At 45.6% G+C, this 19,528-nt stretch carries 15 protein-coding genes; 4 read left to right on the top strand and 11 right to left on the bottom strand.

The features are described 5' to 3' along the window. Positions 1-59 precede the first annotated feature (59 nt). From BN8908_RS02060 to nrfH, 9 genes are all read right to left on the bottom strand, one after another. Complete coding sequence (locus BN8908_RS02060) at positions 60-833, bottom strand: LytR/AlgR family response regulator transcription factor (RefSeq protein ID WP_068688690.1); 774 nt, start codon at positions 831-833, stop codon at positions 60-62. Next, positions 830-1,882, bottom strand: coding sequence for a sensor histidine kinase (locus tag BN8908_RS02055; protein WP_021987184.1), 1,053 nt, complete (start codon positions 1,880-1,882; stop codon positions 830-832). The genes BN8908_RS02060 and BN8908_RS02055 overlap by 4 nt, the downstream gene beginning before the upstream one ends. Positions 1,883-1,971: 89 nt before the next feature. Next, positions 1,972-2,868: an efflux RND transporter periplasmic adaptor subunit gene (locus BN8908_RS02050; protein ID WP_068688689.1), complete on the bottom strand. Its 897-nt coding sequence runs from the start codon at positions 2,866-2,868 to the stop codon at positions 1,972-1,974. Between the two features lie 198 nt (positions 2,869-3,066). Beyond that, on the bottom strand, positions 3,067-7,389 hold the full coding sequence (locus BN8908_RS02045; RefSeq protein WP_068692047.1) for a CusA/CzcA family heavy metal efflux RND transporter: 4,323 nt from the start codon (positions 7,387-7,389) through the stop codon (positions 3,067-3,069). A gap of 260 nt (positions 7,390-7,649) precedes the next feature. Further along, the gene (locus BN8908_RS02040; protein ID WP_068688687.1) at positions 7,650-8,933 is read right to left on the bottom strand and encodes an alginate export family protein; all 1,284 of its coding nucleotides are present in this window, start codon (positions 8,931-8,933) and stop codon (positions 7,650-7,652) included. Positions 8,934-8,988: 55 nt separating this feature from the next. Continuing rightward, positions 8,989-9,780 (bottom strand): cytochrome c biogenesis protein CcsA, encoded by a 792-nt coding sequence (gene ccsA / locus BN8908_RS02035; RefSeq protein WP_068688685.1) that lies wholly within the window; start codon positions 9,778-9,780, stop codon positions 8,989-8,991. After that, positions 9,777-11,015, bottom strand: coding sequence for a cytochrome c biogenesis ResB family protein (locus tag BN8908_RS02030; RefSeq protein WP_068688683.1), 1,239 nt, complete (start codon positions 11,013-11,015; stop codon positions 9,777-9,779). The genes ccsA and BN8908_RS02030 overlap by 4 nt, the downstream gene beginning before the upstream one ends. Before the next feature lie 4 nt (positions 11,016-11,019). Continuing rightward, positions 11,020-12,504 (bottom strand): ammonia-forming cytochrome c nitrite reductase, encoded by a 1,485-nt coding sequence (gene nrfA / locus BN8908_RS02025; RefSeq protein ID WP_068688681.1) that lies wholly within the window; start codon positions 12,502-12,504, stop codon positions 11,020-11,022. A 20-nt stretch (positions 12,505-12,524) separates the two neighbouring features. Continuing rightward, positions 12,525-13,115: a cytochrome c nitrite reductase small subunit gene (gene nrfH / locus BN8908_RS02020; protein WP_021987191.1), complete on the bottom strand. Its 591-nt coding sequence runs from the start codon at positions 13,113-13,115 to the stop codon at positions 12,525-12,527. Between the two features lie 120 nt (positions 13,116-13,235). On the opposite strand from nrfH, the gene BN8908_RS02015 reads away from it, so the two are divergent. The 3 genes from BN8908_RS02015 to BN8908_RS02005 all read left to right on the top strand — a co-directional run bounded on the left by BN8908_RS02015 (position 13,236) and on the right by BN8908_RS02005 (position 16,008). Beyond that, complete coding sequence (locus BN8908_RS02015) at positions 13,236-13,925, top strand: Crp/Fnr family transcriptional regulator (RefSeq protein ID WP_068688678.1); 690 nt, start codon at positions 13,236-13,238, stop codon at positions 13,923-13,925. Positions 13,926-14,042: 117 nt separating this feature from the next. Next, a complete protein-coding gene (locus tag BN8908_RS02010; protein ID WP_068688676.1) occupies positions 14,043-15,038 on the top strand; it encodes a fimbrillin family protein in 996 nt (331 codons plus the stop codon). Between the two features lie 22 nt (positions 15,039-15,060). Next, entirely contained in the window at positions 15,061-16,008 is a 948-nt protein-coding gene (locus BN8908_RS02005; RefSeq protein ID WP_068688674.1) for a fimbrillin family protein, read from the top strand. Between the two features lie 157 nt (positions 16,009-16,165). Here the strand turns inward: BN8908_RS02005 and BN8908_RS02000 are convergent, their stop codons facing one another. Next, the gene (locus BN8908_RS02000; protein ID WP_068688672.1) at positions 16,166-16,810 is read right to left on the bottom strand and encodes a Crp/Fnr family transcriptional regulator; all 645 of its coding nucleotides are present in this window, start codon (positions 16,808-16,810) and stop codon (positions 16,166-16,168) included. Between the two features lie 238 nt (positions 16,811-17,048). On the opposite strand from BN8908_RS02000, the gene hcp reads away from it, so the two are divergent. After that, positions 17,049-18,701, top strand: a complete 1,653-nt coding sequence (gene hcp / locus BN8908_RS01995) for a hydroxylamine reductase (RefSeq protein ID WP_068688670.1) — start codon at positions 17,049-17,051, stop codon at positions 18,699-18,701. Positions 18,702-18,746: 45 nt separating this feature from the next. Here the strand turns inward: hcp and BN8908_RS01990 are convergent, their stop codons facing one another. Continuing rightward, complete coding sequence (locus BN8908_RS01990) at positions 18,747-19,376, bottom strand: CatA-like O-acetyltransferase (protein ID WP_068688668.1); 630 nt, start codon at positions 19,374-19,376, stop codon at positions 18,747-18,749. Positions 19,377-19,528 lie beyond the last annotated feature (152 nt).

Raw genomic sequence — 19,528 nt, 5'->3', positions numbered from 1 at the left:
CCTACAGGTATCGCGAACTCAGCGAAATCTGTAGGAACAACAAGAATCGCAAATTCCATTCATTCTCCGTGTACGAACCATTCTTTAAATTCTGCCACGCGTACCCTGCTGATCAGAATCTTTTCAGGAACAGGAACGATCAAATTGACAGACAAACGGCCGTTAAACCACAAATCAATGTCTTTTATGGCTTTACGGGCAATAAGGTATTGACGATTGACCCGGAAAAAACGTATGGGATTCAAAGAATCAGCTATTTCATCCAATGTATGGGAAACCGGGTATTCTTTCCCCTCCATCGTAACGGCTTTCACAATCCCTTCATTGATATAAAAATAGTAAACAGACTCTACAGACAACGGGAGTAATTTATCTCCCTTTTGGGGGACCAGAAAATGAGTTTTGTAACTCTCCTGTCGTCTCAACATCCGGATTAATCCTTGTATATCTTCTCCGGACTCCGGTTCTCCGGTCGCCGTACGAAAAAGCTCCAGCTTTTTCAATGCATTACGCACATCTTCCGCGCCTATGGGCTTTAACAGATAATCCACGCTATTCACCTTAAAAGCTTTCAAAGCATATTCGTCATAAGCAGTTGTAAAAATCACAGGACAGGCTATTTCGATGTGCCTGAAAATCTCAAATGCCGATCCGTCCGCCAAATGAATATCCATAAATACCAGATCGGGACTTTTGTGTTCTTTAAACCATTCCACCGATTCGGAAATACTGTCCAAAACAGCGATTATTTCCATTTCGGGCGTCACATCCGTCAACAAAGCCGTAAGATTACGTACGGCAGCCCTTTCGTCCTCAACAATTACCGCTTTCATAACAATGGAATTTTTACACAAAAGACATTATCCGAAGTTTCTATTACGATTTGTCGCTGAAACAGCAATTCATAACGTTTATTCAAATTTGCCAATCCGACACCAGTGGTCGATTCTCCTGTAATTTTCGGTTGGATCGGATTGCATACACTTAACCATGCTTCCTTTTCGTTCCGAATCGTTATGGTCAGCGGACGACGGTTGCTGATTTCATTGTGTTTTATGGCATTTTCTATCAGAAGTTGCACAGCCATCGGCGGAACCTGTTTGTCATACAATCTTTTGTCGACCTTTATATCGAATGTCAGATTGTCTTCATACCGCATCATTTGCAGAAAGATATAAGCGTTCACAAATTCCATCTCTCCGGACAAAGGCACCTGATGCATTTCATTTCCCTGCAACGTATACCGCAACACCCGCGACAACTCCTGAATATACTCCTGAGCCTTATCCTGGGATTCCCGCACCAGCGAGCGTAACGTATTCAATGAATTGAAAAGCATATGCGGATTCATCTGACTTTTCAACGCCTCATATTGATTTTGCAGACTCTCGGCCCTCAACTGTTCATTTTCCAACTGTATCGATTGCTGACGTCCGACCAGATGAATGATATAACAACTTCCCGTTACAATACTGGTAATAATAAAATCCCGCAACGGATGCAAATAATGATGTACCATCGCGTCGATGGCTGGAATATCAAAATGCTCGTGTAAATAAACGAAAAACTGTCCCAGGCAACTACTCGATATCCAGGTAATCACAAAAGAAAATGCAATATGCCCGATTCCGATCTTCACATTTTTATCGTCAAACCTGAAAACCAATGTATTTATGGCAAACAAAACTAACAGAGAAAGAAAGGTAAAGATAATTTCAAAAGCCACATCCAGTCCTCTCATCCCCGGAAAAAGGCTGAACGCCTCATAGACATCGAAAAGCGATATCAATTCAGGAAAATGAATCAAGGATGCGACGACTGCCGATATGATGGTTATAATCAGCAAAAAACGCCTTCTGAAAATAACGGGATATAGTTTCATCGAAGGTCAAAATTAATAAATTTATCCTTGTTGTAAAACAACGCATATATTTTACACCGCCGATAAGGTTCCGGACTCATTTAGGTCTGTCAATGAAGAATCCGCGCCGTGACATACATTCCGGGACGAAACATCTCTTCAACCGTATCCACCCGGGCATAAATCTCCAGCGAACGACTGATTTCGTCTACCTGCTGACCGACAGAAATCAATGTACCCCGGAAAACCTGATTCCCGATACCGTTCACGGTAAATTCGACTACGGCTCCTTTTTGTATATATGCCAGATCTTTTTCATAAGCCACCAAGCGTAACAATGTCCGCTCTTTATTGATCACATCACATACCGGCTCTCCGGCCGCAATATGTTTTCCCGGATTGATGCGCACATTTCCCACATACCCGTCTATAGGGGATTTTACCTCCAAATAAGGACGTATCCCGCTTTCTTCTATGCGGATTGGATCGATCCCCAACAATTGCAATTGGGCTGCTGCCGCCTGTTCCTTACTCTTCATCGATAAATAATCGGCTTTACTCTGTTGCAGTTTTTTCTGCGAAGCGGCTTGTTCTTTAGCCAGTGTCTGTTGTCGCCTGTATTCCGCTTCCAGGTATTCCAACTGTGCACGACTATCCAAATACGACTGTTGCAGGTCGATAAAAGCCGGATTCTCAAGTATCACCAATACCTGTCCTTTTCGGACAACCGTTCCGGACAACAGACTGCTGTTTTTCACCGTTCCTCCCATAAGGACGGTAACGGTCGCCTGACAATCGGGCGGCACGATCATCGTTCCGTTAAACAATACCTCATTCGGCTTCGATGTTGCAGAAGTGACGGCATCCGTCTTTATCGTATCCGGATCGGCTAAAGTCGTCAAAACAGTGTCCGTTGTAACGGCCGTTTCTTTTTCAGCCCGGTTGCCGGAACCGCTACATGCCGCTAATACGGATAACAACAACGGTAAAACTATTCTTTGTTTCATCTTATATTAAATTTAATCATATTCCTATTTGTTGAACTTCTCCTTCTCCGGATCGGTTTCTTTAATTTACTGCTTTCGTCGCTTCCTCAAAAACACCCGGAATTCGCAGATCGGCTTTTCAATTACAAATAAAAGACACTATCTTTCCTAAAATCCTTAAATCTACGACAGCCGGCAGATGCTCCCCGATTATTAATTTCACCTATATAATTCATATTCCAAAGCCGCAATATTATACTGATATACGGCCTCGATATATCCTCTGCGTATTTCCTTAACAGCATTCAGGCTCTGTATATATTCAACGATATCCGTCTCGCTTTCCCGAAACATCAGATCAGCGGCTTTCATCAATTCCTCCGCTTCACGAAGGGCAGAAGAACGGTAATATCTCACGCTTTCTCCATATTTATTCAACTGCACCCTCAATTCATCGACCCGGTTGTGCAATTCCCGGATACTCCGGTCGGTTTCTATCCGGCTGATATCGGCAGCTATCCGCGCTTGTCTGATTTTACTACGCTGAGGTACAAAATAAAGCGGTACGGCAACACCGACAGTCCACGAGTTCAATCCCTTCAACGGCATTATATTCTGACGTACATATCCGAACGACAGTTCCGGGAAAAAACGGCTCCGCTCCACATTCAGCATTGCCTTCTTCTCATTTGTCAGGCTATTGTAATAATTCCGGTATACGTCGTTTTCCATTACGGAATCTACTGCATACAATGACATATCCACCCGTACCGGCTCGATCAGCGTATCCGTATAGCAAGCCCATTGCAAACGCCGGGCTGCCACTTTCAATTCTTCCTGTGCCTGAAACAGACGGGTTCGCATATCCGCCGCCAACGTAGAGGTCATGCTCTTTTCCAACAAGGTAATCTCCCCCTGCCGGTAACGTAACTCCCCGGCCTGCTGTAAGCGATCAGCCAAACCGGATTGCTCCCGGTATAACTCCGACAGATGGTAAGCATATACATAATAACTCCAGGCCCTTTTGGCTTCGGCCTTTACTTCCCTCTCTACCAATAGCTTATAATTTTTACCGGTTTCCAGTTGCCGTTTTACCAAAACATTCTTATAAAAAGGAGTCAATACCGAACCCAAACTCTGACTGACTTCCAGTTGATAATCGTCACGTCCTTCGCCGTTCAGCTGGCCCCATGAATAATTAAATTCCGTTGCAGGTAACTCGGCAATCTCTCCCCGTCCTATCCGGTTGCTCTCCATCTGCGCCTCTGCAATTTTCAAACGGGGGCTGTTTTTTACGGCCAAATCCACCACCTGTTCTAAAGTCAAACGCCGTACCTGATCCTGCGCCTGCATCCGTCCCGGCAACAGTAACATCAATCCCAGCATAACGACACCGAAAAATCGCTTTAATAAATACCCTCTTTTCAACATAACAACGGAATGGACAATCTGATAAAATACCGGAATAACAATCAACGTCAGGATTGTCGAAACAACCAACCCGCCAATCACAACCGTAGCCAAAGGCCGTTGTACTTCCGCCCCGGCCGAAGTAGCAATAGCCATAGGTACAAAACCCAGCGAAGCGACCAACCCGGTCAGAAATACCGGACGTAACAAATGAGGAGTACTCTCCCGGATCACGACCCGGGTGGTCTTCTCATACCGGCTTTCCTTCCGGCATTCGGTAAAACGATTGATCATCAATATACCGTTTAACACAGCGACTCCGAAAAGAGCGATAAACCCGACACCGGCCGAAATACTAAAAGGCAGTCCCCGCAACCACAAAGCCAGTATACCCCCGATCAGCGACAGGGGTACCGTACTGAACACCACCAGTGTATAGGTCACACTACGGAAAGCAAAGAACAACAACAACAGTATCAATGCCAATGCTACCGGAATCACAATCAGCAGTGTACTGATAGCATTCTGCAAATTCTCAAACTGACCTCCGTACTCGAAATAATATCCCGGTTTCAGACGTACATTCTTATCCAATGTTTCCTGAATCTGCGCTACCACCTGCTGAATATCAGCATCCCGCACATTCACCCCGATCACAATCCGTCGTTTGGTAGCATCCCGGTTGATTTGCAAAGGCCCGTTCACCAAATCGATCCTGGCCACCTCACTCAAAGGAAGTTGTATGCCTTCCGACGTGTGTACGAACAACTTATCGATGTTAAAATCAGCAACCTTATCCTTATCCAAACGCACCACCAAATCAAAACGCCGCTCATTCTCAAACACGACCCCGGCAATCTCTCCGGCGTAAGCCGTACGGATCACCGTATTCAACTCCTCGATATTAATTCCGTAACGGGCCAGTTTCGTCCGGTCGTATTCCACTACCAACTGAGGTAATCCCATTGTCTGCTCTACAATGACATCGGCTGCACCGGGAATCTTTTCCACATATGCGGCGGCTTCTTTTGCCCGGGCATACAATTCATGCACATCTTCCCCATAAAGTTTGACGGCAATATCCGCTTTGGCACCCGTCATCAGCTCATTGAAACGCAATTGTATCGGCTGGCTGAAGTTAAATTCCGCTTTAGATTCCAGCGGTTCCAGTGCTTTTTTCATCTTCTCCACCATTTCGGCACGACTTGCAGCACTCGTCCACTCATCGAAAGGTTTCATGATAATCATTACATCTGCATCTTCTACCGCCATCGGATCCGTCGGAACTTCCGCCGTACCGATTTTAGCCACCACATGTTTAATTTCAGGAAATTTTTTCATCAGGACATCCTGCGCCTGCGTGGAGATTTCGATACTATTGCTCAATGAACTTCCGGCAGGTAAAGTCATCTGCATGGCAAAATCGCCCTCGTCCAATGTCGGAATAAATTCGGCCCCCAATCTGGTAAAAAGCAATACACTCCCGATCAAAGCAGAAAAAGCAACCACCACAGTACTCCACTTAAACCGCAGACAAAATGTCAATGTCCGCTGATATACTTTATTCAAACCGTTAAAAAACCGATCGCTCCAGGTTTGTTTGTCCCTGATTTCTTTCTTTAAAAACAGCGAAGCCATCATCGGTACGTAAGTCAACGACAACAATAAGGCTCCGATAATACAAAACACCAAAGTCTTCGCCATCGGAATAAAATATTTTCCCTCGATGCCCGTCAACGTCAGGATCGGGAAAAATACAATCAGAATAATCAGTACGGCAAAAGTAGCGGAACGTACGACACTTCCGGCACCTTCAGCAACCTCCGTATCCATTTCTGCCTGTGTAAGATGTCTTCCCCGGAATTGCCGGCTATAAATATGAGCCAATATTCCTTCCAGAATCACAATAGAACCATCCACCACAATCCCGAAGTCAATCGCTCCCAAACTCATCAGATTAGCCGAAACCCCGAACACCCGCATCAGAATAAAAGCAAACAGCATCGCCAACGGTATCACAGAAGCCACAATCAAGCCCCCCCGCAAATTTCCTAAAAACAAAATCAATACTAAAAATACGATAACGGCTCCATCTATCAGATTGGATATTACCGTAGAAATATTCCGGTTTACCAGAGCGGAACGGTTCAGGTAAGGTTCGATAGAAATACCCTCCGGCAGTATCTTTTGCAACTTTTCAACCCGTTTTTCCAATTCCTGAGTCACCACATTGGCATTAGCTCCTTTCAGCATCATGGCAATACCGCCGACACATTCTCCCTGCCCGTCCATTGTCATCGCCCCAAAACGCTTCGGTGCCCCAAAACGTACTTTTGCCAAATCGTTAATATGAACAGGTATACCATTTCGGTTAGCCACGACAATATGCTCGATATCCTTCAGGCTATTGATCATACCTTCCGAACGGATATAATAAGCATGGTTTACTTTCTCTATATAACTGCCTCCCGTATTCTGGTTGTTTTTCGTCAAAGCATCGAATACATCACTAATGGTAATATTCAACGAATACAAAGCCGACGGATCAACCGCCACCTCGTATTGCTTTAAATAGCCTCCGAAACTATTGATTTCCACAATCCCGGGGATTCCGGATAACTGCCGTTTAACGATCCAATCCTGAATCGTCCGCAACTCCATCGCATCATACCTCTTCTCATATCCCGGAGCAACCTTCAAAATATATTGATAAATCTCTCCTAACCCTGTCGTAATCGGCATCAACTCCGGCATTCCCAATTCCGAAGGAATCTCTCCGGCCACAGCCTGTATCTGCTCGTTGATCAACTGCCGGGCATCCAATGTCGGTACTTTTTCATCAAATACCACCGTCACAAGCGATAGTCCGAAACGAGACACTGAACGGATTTCCGTTACATTCATGATATTACTCATGGCTATTTCGACCGGGGAGGTAATCAGTTGCTCCACTTCCTGTGGAGCCAAGGTCGGAGACACCGTCACAATTTGCACCTGATTATTGGTAATATCGGGAACGGCATCTACCGGTAAAGTCATCATCGCATACAAACCTCCGAGCAATAAGAACAATGTCGTCAATCCGACAAACAATTTGTTTCTGATTGAAAAATGTACAATGGCGTGAAACATCTGAAATATTTTATATAGTTCGGAACAAAAATATTTTTTTCCGAAAGACAATGAATCCGGAATCCATTGAAACAGATATTTTCAATACTGAAACGACAAAACCGACGGTTAAATGGAAATAACGCAAAAGAAGAAACAGGAAAACGGTTGTATAAAAATCTGAAGGGACATCAGATTCCCGCCGTTCAAAATAGAAATTAAATACATTCTTTATTTACGACAGAATCCGCAAATTTTGCGGATTCTGTCGTAAATAAAACCTACCATTTCACAAACAATACTTTCGGATTGATATTAAGGGAGAGCCATCCCCAATCCTGCCAGCATTTATGGTCTCCCCCCTTCACGATATCCATCGTCTTTGAACCTGCCATAAATGAATAACCGGCAGAAAGTTTTACGTCTTTCATCACCGTCACATCCAGCTGAAAATCAAGTTCCGATCCCAATCCCTTATCGTATTTTTTCCCGGCCGATTCGACCTTGGCTGTCGTAGCAAAATAATGGTAATTAAGGCTCAATCCGACTTTAGAGCAAGGCTTAAAGCCCACTCCCAATTGGTTGTCCCACAACCCCGGGTTAAAACCGGCCGCAAAATTGGAAGCATAAAAATAGTCCATACCGCCATAAAATTTATGGTGCGTACCATACAACGGATCAAAAGCCTTGAATTTTTTACCTCCAGGTTTATTACCGCTCAGATAATCGCTGGCGGCCATAAAATTCCAACGCTCATTCAGATTATATTGTGCCCGCAGATTCCACATATAAGCCGTAACACTCCGGTTTGTCTTATTTTTTCCTCCCTGATAATACAATGCTCCCGATAAATTCCATCTCCCCGGCCGACAGGTCAGATAAGTTCCCATCGTTTGCAAATAGCGGGTCCGGGCATCTTCCTCCGTCCCTGTCTCCAATCCCAGATTGATAAAAAGCAAAGAAGCGTTAAAATCCTGTTTACCGCTTTTATAATGATACCACAGAGTCTCCATATTCTTATAAGGTTGTCCGCCGTCTTTATAATAGGTTCCGCCGATCGTTTTCTCATCATTCTGATTGAAAGCCAGAATCAGGTGTAACTGATGTTTTCCGGCAGCATATCCCAATTTCAATGCATCGTGATAACGCCCTGCCACATTCCAATCCAATCCACCCAAAATCCGTTCGTCATCGTACGACAATGTCTGCCGTCCCAACTGTGCGAAAAATCCGGCTCCGAAGTTCAGCTTTGCCCAAGCCTCGTTCAATGCCAACCGGGCATCTCCCTTTTTATCCACCTGCGGTGACTGCCCCCATACCCCGACATGCTGTCCGGAAATTTTCATCGAAAGATCGTGCCGACGGTATTCCATGGAAAGCCGTGCCCGGTTATAGATAAAATAAGCAGGTACTTCTCCCTCCGAACGGGGAGATAAAGCTCCGTTGCGATACTCTGCACGCGGTCGTATCTGGGCCGTCATATCAAATTCGTTTTGCTGTTTCTCATTCTGCGCCCACACAGCGGCAGACATGAGCAGCAAGCAAGCTGTCAATACTTTTCTCATAAACCAATATATTTAGATTAATACTATCCCGTAAAATTATCCGGACAACCCGAATTTATCCCACATTATAAGTATGCACACTCACGCCCTGTGCAGCAGGCAGATAATTGATGCCGTACCAGCACATCTGCAACAACACGAAAGAGACGAGCATAACCACCAATGCCCGGCGATAAAAAACCGGATGATGACGCCGGAAATGAATATACACCAGATAAGCCAGCCACGTAGCGGCAGCCCAGGTCTCTTTCGGATCCCAGCTCCAATAATGTCCCCAGGCCTCTTTAGCCCATAAAGCCCCGAAAAGCATCCCCAATGTCATAAATGCCAGTCCCACATATACTAAATTATCCGTCAATTCCATTTCACGGCAATCAGCCTCCCCTCTTTTTATCCACAACAGGTAAACCGCCATAACGACAGCAGCCCCCAGCATGGCGTACGCAAACATATACACGATAACATGGGGAGCGAACCAAGGACTCTGTAAAGCCGGCATCAATGTTTTATTGTGTATCTCCGGTTTAAACAGATTGATGCAGATAAATACACAGGCAAGTATAAAACTGAACATAAGAATCCATTTGTATTTCCAGCGGACATAGGTGATCAATCCGACCAGAGGCAGAAAAAACGAATACCACAAACGGGTTTCTCCCATCGTACGCATAGGCGGTCTTTCCAAAGAAATCCACAAACCTAAAATAAAAGCAAAAAACACAACCAATCCGGTACCGGTCAGCACCAGAGACACCCAGGGACTCTTCTGTCGCCAGGCAACCACGGCTCCGGCCAGCCAACACCCCATTGCCACAAAAGCAAACCACAAAAAATAATCCCAACTCATAACTGCTCCTCCTTTCTTTTAGAAGCTGTAACAAACATCCATACTGCCCCCGCTATCAACATCCAGATTCCAATATACACCAACGGCAGCCAAGGATCGCGCACCAACTCAAACACACTGATATCGCTCCATTTTCCTTTACTCTCATCGTAACTCAACTGATATACTTTCCACCCCTCTACGGTCAAAGGCCGATTCACTTCGATAACCGCCTCCAGCTTTCTTCCCGACTGCGTATAAAGTTTCACATCAGAAGCAAAGCGCTGAGGTTCCCGCTCCGGCATTACCAGACTAACCTGTTCATCCAATCGCAAAGCTTTATACGGGAAAAGGAAACTCCCGCAACTTACCCAGCCTTCCCGCCGCACACCCGTAAGCCTGTTGTCAGCTTCAATATACACCGCATACGTCGCTCCTATTGAATGAAATGCGACAAACTTTACCGTATCTTCCGTAGCCACCCGCGCCGACTCAGCCATCTGTCGTACAACCCGGATACGCCAGTCTGCCAATTGTCCCTCCTGTTCCCCGGACCCCAATAACAGATGCTCCGGTTTTCCTTCCGGCAACACCTTACCCGTCCCGTTATCTATAAGCATCAGTTTGGGAGGGTATTCATCGATCGTAAAATGTTGAAGTTCTATTGCCAAAGGCAATTCCGACTGTTGTCCGGCCTCGTCATAGGCACGCCATTCAGCCTTTCCGACAACAGTGGTCATCTTCAGCCGCTGCAGATCTGCATTTCCCAAAACCGCCGCCACCACAGCTACGAACAATCCCAAATGATTCAACAAAAAAGGAATATTCCGCCAACGAAAAGGATACAAATGCCGGAAAGCAGTCAATCCCAATACGGTGATCAACCAAGTGAACAACAAGGCAAACGGCCAGGCCGACAACATCTGTGAAAAACCCAGCCAGGGAGCCACGCCGCTCACCGTTTGCGGTCCGGTTTGCCGGATCAATCCCATAATAACCGTCATCACCACGACCGCAGCCAGCGAAGTTACAGCGGCGGCATAGCTTCCCAGCCAACGGAACAGATATATCCGTCCCGACAAACCGGATACCATCGCCAACACAATGATATAAACGAGCAGCAGAATAATATTGACAGGCCAGGACAACAACTCCCAATCGATTTTCCCGACAGACCCCTGCAATAATATGCCTGTCAACAGCAACCCGGCAGCAATCGTTGCTCCTTCTCTATATCCCCAAGGCTTTTTCCACATATCATCAATTGCAAACGATCAGTTTCCCTTCCTCTTTTGCTTTTTGCAGCCATTGCGGAACCACCGTTTTCAGGAATTTCTCCTTGGCTTCACGCTCCTGCTTTATATCCAGTCCGATATATTTCTGCGCTTTCTCTTTTGTCGAGATATCCGGCATAGGAACATCTTCGGTAATCCCATGCTTCGCCAACACTTTAGCTACCGTCAAACGTGCCTGTAAAGCTTTGTCCAGACCGTGGGAAAGAATACGCTGTATCTCCTGTGGGGCATGAAATGCCCCCCCGTGTGAAGCGACCCCGAAATCCCAACGCCATTGAGCCTGACGGATCAGTTTCAGCACATCCTTCATTTGTTCCTCCGTAGCTCCGTGATCCCAGGCATATTTTGCTTCGATATGTGCCTTAACCAATTCCGTCTCCAGGCGATTACGGGCCTCGTTTGCCTTTCTCTGTCGTTCGTATACATTATTACGCAACGTCTCTTCACTCTCCCGGTGACACACCTGACACGTACGGTCGATCATTGCCAAAGGACTCTGAATATGGTGGTCGCTGAACTTTACGCCCCCCTCACTCTTATACGGCATATGGCAATCGGCACAGGAAACTCCCCGCTGGGCATGAATACCCATTTGCGATATTTCATAATCCGGATGCTGCGCTTTCAAAATCGGTGTCTTACTCAATGAATGTTTGTAGTCAAAAAAATCAGCCTCATCATAATAAGCTTCCATATCTTCAACCGTAAAACCCTTGTCCCACGGGAACGTCAAATACTTCCCGTCCCCTTTAAAATAATACTCTACGTGACATTGGGCACATACCAACGAACGCATTTCCTGAGGAGTCGCTTTTGTAATATCCTTTCCCTGACGGGCAAAAGCTTCAATCAAGGCCGGACGGCTGATATGCAGATTCATATTCTCCGGCTCATGACAATCGGCACAACCGATCGGATTGACAATTTCACTGCCCAATGCAGCCCATTTATTATTATAGAATGCCTCCACACCGAGGGCTTCCATCATACGGGGTACGTCCGGACTCTTACAAGTCCAGCAGGTAGAAGGTTGAGGACCGCTCTTATCGTCCATCGGAGCGCCTGTACGCAACGATTGGCGGATATCTTCCACAGCATGCATATGTCCGCGAGGCGTGGAATAATCCTTAGAAAAAGCGTATCCGGCCCACAATATCACCATTTCGGGCCGTTTCTCCAACATATCCACCATTACGTTCCCGTTAAATTCACTCTCGAAATCCGTACGGGCCGTTTCTGTCCATGTCTGATATTCCCGGGGATAATCCGGCTTAAACTCTTCATTACGCGATTCGATTCCCGTAATCACCTTACGTTTGTTATTGAACACACTGGCCACTTCTGCCCGTCTTTCCATCAGAGCCGATACAGCCAATCCCAGACAAAATACGACAGCCATTGTTCCGCCGAACAACAGCCAACCTTGCCATGACTTTAATTTCTTTTCCATATCACGAGGTATTATTATATTTATTTTAGCATTTTCTTCAACCAATCAGGAGCCGGAGCGTCCGGATAAGGCACCAGCGCATTCGGGGTCATCGCCAGATTACTCTGTCCGCCATGAGGCACATCACGATGGCAATCCCAGCAAGCTTTACCTTCCCCGACTTTCGTTTTCATATAATCAATCTTTCCGGTCTTTACAAACTCCGTATTCAACTGGGTATGACAACGGATGCAGTTTTCCATAATCACCTGCGAACTCTGGTCGTTCGGCCGGATGACCTGCGGCTCTCCATTGGTCAGGAAAACCGCTACATGCCGCATACCGTCCATCCCTTTGAAGGCCCATTTTTTTATCCTATTTTCATGCGGTACATGACAATCGTTACAAGTTGCATTCCGGCTATGCGAACTATGAAACCAGGTAGCATAATAAGGAGCCATAATATGACAATTCACACAAGCCGACGGACTGTCTCCCAGATAAGTATGTGCCCGAAGCATGTAAAGGAATAAACCTCCCCCGCCTGCCAGCATACCCGCCAGGACGATCGCTCCGATCTTCCGTCTCCGGGTCGGAAAAAGGTATCCTATCAATCGTTTCAATTTTATCATTGCTTATCTTTTTTTACAAAAATAAAGGAATCATCCATCCGAATATGTAATTTAAATTACACTTCAAACATTTTTCTTTACTTTATTTTATTATTTTTGTAAAAACATCATAGCTGTTCCATGGATAAAATTGAATGTACAGATAAAATACAGGAATTACTTTTCAATATTCCGTTATTCAAAGACCTGCCGTCCAATATCAAACAGACTCTGTTAGAAAAACTCGATTGCCAGTTTTTTCATATTGGCAAAAAAGAAGTCATAGCCCGGCAAAATACCCCCTGTAAATATCTGTACGTCTTGCTGGAAGGAAAATTACGGACAGATATTATCGATGCTTTGGGAAACGAAATCCTGATCGAATACATCGAAGCACCACGGACATTTGCTACCCCTCATTTATTCAGTGCCGATTGTACCCTGCCCGCAACTTTTACCGTTTTGGAAGAAGGTATATTGCTTACCGCTACCAAAGAATCCTTTTTCCGGCTTTTTGCACAGGAACCGGGAATATTACGTAATTTTCTCCGGATCACGGGAAATTGCACGCATTGTACCGTCAAACGGCTACGCATGCTTTCCTATAAAAGTATCCGCAGCCGTATCACCGCTTATCTGATGGAACATCGCCAGGCAGGCAGCGATACGGTTACAATGGTACACAATCAGCAGCAACTCGCCGAATACCTCGGTGTCACCCGTCCGGCACTTTCCAAAGAAATCAACAAAATGGCCAAAGAAAACCTCATTCGCCTGGACACGCCTAAAGTGCATCTTCTCGCCCCTGACCTACTACAGCAATTCATATAATATAACCGGTCTTTATCTTTTCACCCCACATATTAAATAAACATAATTAACACAGAATAACTAACCTATCGACTTTTAGAAACGTTTCTATACACATATTTACGTATAATAAAAACGATGAATTATTCATGGTTTTTCAGAAATTGTATCCAAAAGCCGGTCGTGTTTGTTCTGACACTCCTGCTCCTCACTTGCTGTACAGACACAATCGGATTGTCCGTACCGGACAATTCCATTCATTTTTCCAACGACATCGGTATTCCCTCGTCACGTACCAATATGAACGGAAGTAACGCATCTTTTACGGCGAACGACCAGATCGGCGTATTCGAAACCCTGACCAACCGGGATAACGTACTTTACACTTACGACACCCCCAACTGGACGACCACCACTCCTATGTATTGGAGAAACAACATATCCCTGCACAAATTCTATGCCTATTATCCGTACAACTCCTCCTCTACCGGCCAGGCCGTCGCCGTTCCTGCCCTCTCGGGACAAACAATCTCCTCTTCCCCCGATGCCCGCTATGATTTACTGACTGCTTCCCTGAATACAACACATACCGCATCCGTCAACTTCAATTTCAACCACGCCCTGACCTTACTGAAATTCAATGTCTCTTTTGCCACAAGTCTCTTATCCACCTTAGCCTCAAGTAAGATAACCATTACCGGCGGAAATTCCACGACAAGCACGTATCCTTCGGGATTATTCAACACAACAGCCAGCCTGAGCAATCTCAGCTACAATTTAATCAATCAGCAACTGGTTATCGCTAACAATACAAGCAGTACTTTCCAGCAAAGTTTTACAGCTACCCTTCCCACCCTCGTTTCCGGAGCTACGACCATTTATGTTTTAATACTCCCGGGCACTTACACCAATCCGGCTCCCTATGTCAAATTCAGTGTAAAGCTTATCAGTTTAATCGAACTCTCCACCTCCAGCCCTTCGCTCAATACAACAACCTTTCAACCTAACACGGTATATGAATATAATGTACAAGTTATTCCGAAACTTCTTTCCAGAGCAAATTCACCGGCCGATTCTATTGAGGTATTTATCACTCCTGTAAAGGAATTTTCCGGCACACACACGATTCAATAATGTATCACTTAAACTTTAAACTATGAAAACACTTCTATTTATCGCGTCCATAGCTGTATTATTTACAGCTTGCACAAAAGACGATTCTTACGACAATTGCAAAGACAACGACAAAGTATCTATTTCGGCACTAATGGCCGGATTAGCTCCCAACAGCCGGACCACAGACGACGGAACGAATGCGAATTGGGTAACCAACGATTCCATCGGACTCTTTTGCACACAATCGAATCCGGTTGCCAATAATCTGAAATACACCTACTCGGGTAGTAGTTGGTCAACCGTAACACCGATCTTTTGGAAGGATTATACCACACTTCATCAATTTTACGCCTACGCTCCATATGCCGGCGGAAACACGTTGACAGCCGTAAAGATTCCGGTTTTAAACACCCAAACCGGAACAATTAACCCCACGCACAATGTCCTTTATTCGAATAACCAAAGAGCCGGTATCAACCGACCGGCAAATAACGGAAGCGTTCCTTTGACATTCAAGCACGTCCTGGCATTAATACAACTGAATATCAAAATCGACGGGACCGTACCCGCAAACACGACATTAACAAGTGTGACTATCAACGGACAAGCCGGAGAAGGGTTAACAACATCGGCCACAGGAGCCACTTTCAGCTTATCGGACAGCACCTATACGGCAAACGGAGCAACAAACAACCTGATTACCGTCCAGCCGTCGTCCGCGCCCACACTCTCTACGTCGACAGCAACGACCCTGAATATATTGGTATTTCCAATCGCTACCACCACTCCTACCCTGACGATAAATTGTACTTTTCCGAACTCCACAACCGGTAGCGCCAGCATTTCTCTCGGCAGCAATCTTACCTTTACAAGGTCCACCAAATACATTTATACGGTCACTCTTTCCAGAAATGCCATCGTTATCACCAACGTAACCATTAATCCATGGCTTCCCGGAGGCAGCAGCACCATCAACCCGATATTATAAAACAAAATAAGCCCGCTGATTTCGCTGATTGATTTACGAGTGAAGATCCGATAAAATGTTAATTTAAAATTTGCAAAAATTACGATCTCATCCGAAGAAGTAATCGCCCATTTTAAATCTGAAATTCATTAGCGAAATCAGCGGGTCCCATCCGGAATCAAAAATATCGTCTCAAAATCTCCCGGTCTGTAACAACCACTTTCCGTTGTTTGAATTCCACTGCCCCCTCTTTTGCCAATTCTGTCAATACCCGGACCAAAGAAGGACGAGCCACGCCTAAACGGTCCGCTAATTGTTGCTGATTCCGGATCTCTCCGTTTTCATATAGCCAAACCGATAAACGCCCTTTTAAATCTTGCAACGCAAAAGCATTGACTTTACGACTCAAGAAAATACTCCGATCGGAAATCAGTCGCAGAAAATTCATCATCACGACCGGTTCCTGATGCATAAACCTGGCCATTTCCTCCCGGTTGACGACCCGGATCCTGCATTCCGCCAAGGTCACGATACTCACAGGAAAACGGTTATCCGTTGCAAATACAAATGCAGGCGCCAATACATCCGGAGCATCCAGTTCCTCCACGATAATCTGCTTTCCGTCACTTCCTGTCATATACGAGCGTACCCGACCGCTACACAGCAAATAAAACCCCGTACAACGGGAATCCTGCATAGCAACGAATTCTCCTGCCGAATAATGTTTCACACCCAATGAAACCGAACCCGAAAAACGACGCAGATTCTCTTCCGGTAAACCCCGGAAAACAGATATTTCCAACAAATCTTCTATATTCTCCATACCGATTTATATAAAACAACGGTTCGACATGACAAAATTAAACACATTGTCTCTTCCGACGTGTAATCAAAAATACAAAGTAATCCGGAAATTCTATATTTCCCCGGCTATAAATATATTCCCACCACCTTAACTGACAAATTTCATTCTAAAACAAAGGATTGTAACATATGTGACAGTCCCGGAGTAAAAAAAACAGAATATTTGCCACCAGAAATAACCTAAAATTTCAGAAAATATGAAAGAAAACATGTTTTGCTTCCAGTGTCAGGAAACCGCCAAAGGTACAGGATGTACCGTTAAAGGCGTATGCGGGAAAATGAGTAGTACGTCGGCCATGATGGATATGTTGTTATTCTCCGTCCGTGGAATTGCTATCGTAGCCAATACGCTAAGAAACGGCCATCGCAAGATAGACGAAAAAATCAACCGGTTTATTGTCGACGCACTATTTACCACAATTACCAATGCCAATTTCGACGATCAGCGTATTATCCGGCTCATACGCAAAGGCATGGAACTCCGGAACGAACTGATAAACCAAGCCCTTCAAGCCGGCATCCCCCTACCCGAAACAGACGAATTACAATGGCAGGGCACAGAAGAGGAATATACCGCCAAAGCCTCACAAGTCGGCGTACTCCGGGAAACGGACGAAAACCTGCGTTCTCTGAAAGAACTCACCCTATACGGCTTAAAAGGCATGGCTGCCTATACGGAGCACGCCATGCACCTCGGCTTCAATGACGAATCTATACACACATTCATACAACAGGCCTTATCCGATATGACGACCCAAAAACTCACCGTTCCGGAGCTCACCCAACTGGTACTCGAAACAGGAAAATACGGCGTAAGCGCTATGGCCCTGCTCGACAAAGCCAATACCCAAAGCTACGGTAATCCGGAAATAACGAAAGTCGATATCGGCGTTCGTTCCAACCCGGGTATCCTGATCAGCGGTCATGACCTGAAAGACCTGGAAGAATTGCTCGAACAAACGGAAGGTACAGGCGTAGACGTTTATACCCACAGCGAGATGCTCCCGGCCCACTATTATCCGGCATTCAAAAAATACAGCCACTTCGCCGGTAATTACGGGAATTCATGGTGGCGTCAACGGGAAGAATTCGAGACATTCAACGGCCCGATTTACTTCACAACCAATTGCATCGTTCCCCCGCTGCCTTCAGCTTCCTATATCAACCGGATGTATACCGGAAATTCTACCGGATATCCCGGATGCAAACACATTCAGGAAAATACGGATGGCTACAAAGACTTTTCGGAGATTATCGCGCAAGCTAAAAAATGCCCGCCGCCTACGGAAATAGAAACAGGCCATATTACCGGCGGTTTTGCCCACAATCAGGTTGTACAACTAGCACCTCAGATTATCGAAGCCGTACGCAGCGGAGCCATCCGCAAATTCATCGTTATGGCCGGTTGCGACGGACGAATGAAAAACCGCGAATATTACACGGAATTTGCCGAAGCGCTCCCAAAAAATACAGTTATCCTTACCGCCGGTTGTGCCAAATACCGTTACAACAAACTGGGATTAGGCGATATCAACGGCATTCCGCGTGTCCTGGACGCCGGACAATGCAACGACAGTTACTCCCTGGCTCTTATTGCCCTAAAATTAAAAGAGATATTCGGCCTGGCAAATGTCAACGACTTGCCCATCGCCTTCAACATCGCCTGGTATGAGCAAAAAGCTGTCATCGTTCTTTTAGCTTTACTTAGCCTCGGTTTTAAAAACATACACATCGGTCCGACTCTTCCGGCTTTCGTATCTCCGGCTATACTGAACGCACTCGCCGAACAGTTCAATCTCGGAGGTATTACCGATGTAAAACAAGACCTCCAACGACTCCACATTGCCTGATACATCCGACCGCAGACTGTGCTTTAACCGGCACAGTCGTGTCTTTTAGCGATCGAGCATTTGCTGAAACTCTTTCAGAAAGCAACCGATCTGAAAGCCGCTGACAAAACCGTGATTCACCGACAAAGCGACGGGCATCACCCGTTTCCCATATTCTTCAGTTACCTTACCAAAAGTAAAAATAGGGATATTCTCATGCGGCACCTGAGGTATTCCTACCTGCACACTCGTAAAGCGATACCACGGATTTACACTGATCAGAATAAAATCCCGGTTATGATCTTTCTCTTCGTGAGCCTGTCCCTCTCCCCGCTTGGCACGCTCGACAACCGGCAAAGCCTTTTCAAGAAAAACGTCCAAATCGTCTTCCAGCGGCAACAGCACCGACCGGTAGCTCCCGTCGGCAATAGAAATAGGGGTAAATAAATTTACCCGATCGTATAAAACCACCTCTTCCCCCTCCTGCCGGTAGCGCAATTCTTCAATACGATTGGCTGCCACCAATGCCGCATGCATATAATACAGCGAAAAAGGCACGCCCAACTCTTTAGCCCGCTGATATGCCAAGGTACAATCCACCTCGACCGTCACCGACACCATCGGATTCTGGAAGGTCCGGAAAAATAAAAATTCCTCCTTCCGCTTCCAATTTTCAATATCGATCACCTGTCTCATATTCAAATTTATAAAAAATCTCACTTCAAATCTGCAAACAAATGCTTACCTCTGCCGGCAAGCTACAAACGACAGAACCGGAACACAGCCTGCCCTCTATTCCGTCTTCAAAAATAAGGATAAAATAAGACTTTTACCGGCATTCGGACATT

This window comes from Culturomica massiliensis, assembly GCF_900091655.1.
GTDB lineage: Bacteria > Bacteroidota > Bacteroidia > Bacteroidales > Marinifilaceae > Culturomica > Culturomica massiliensis.
The sequence above is the reverse complement of the archived record's forward strand: the minus strand, read 5'-3'. Positions and strand labels throughout refer to the sequence as shown.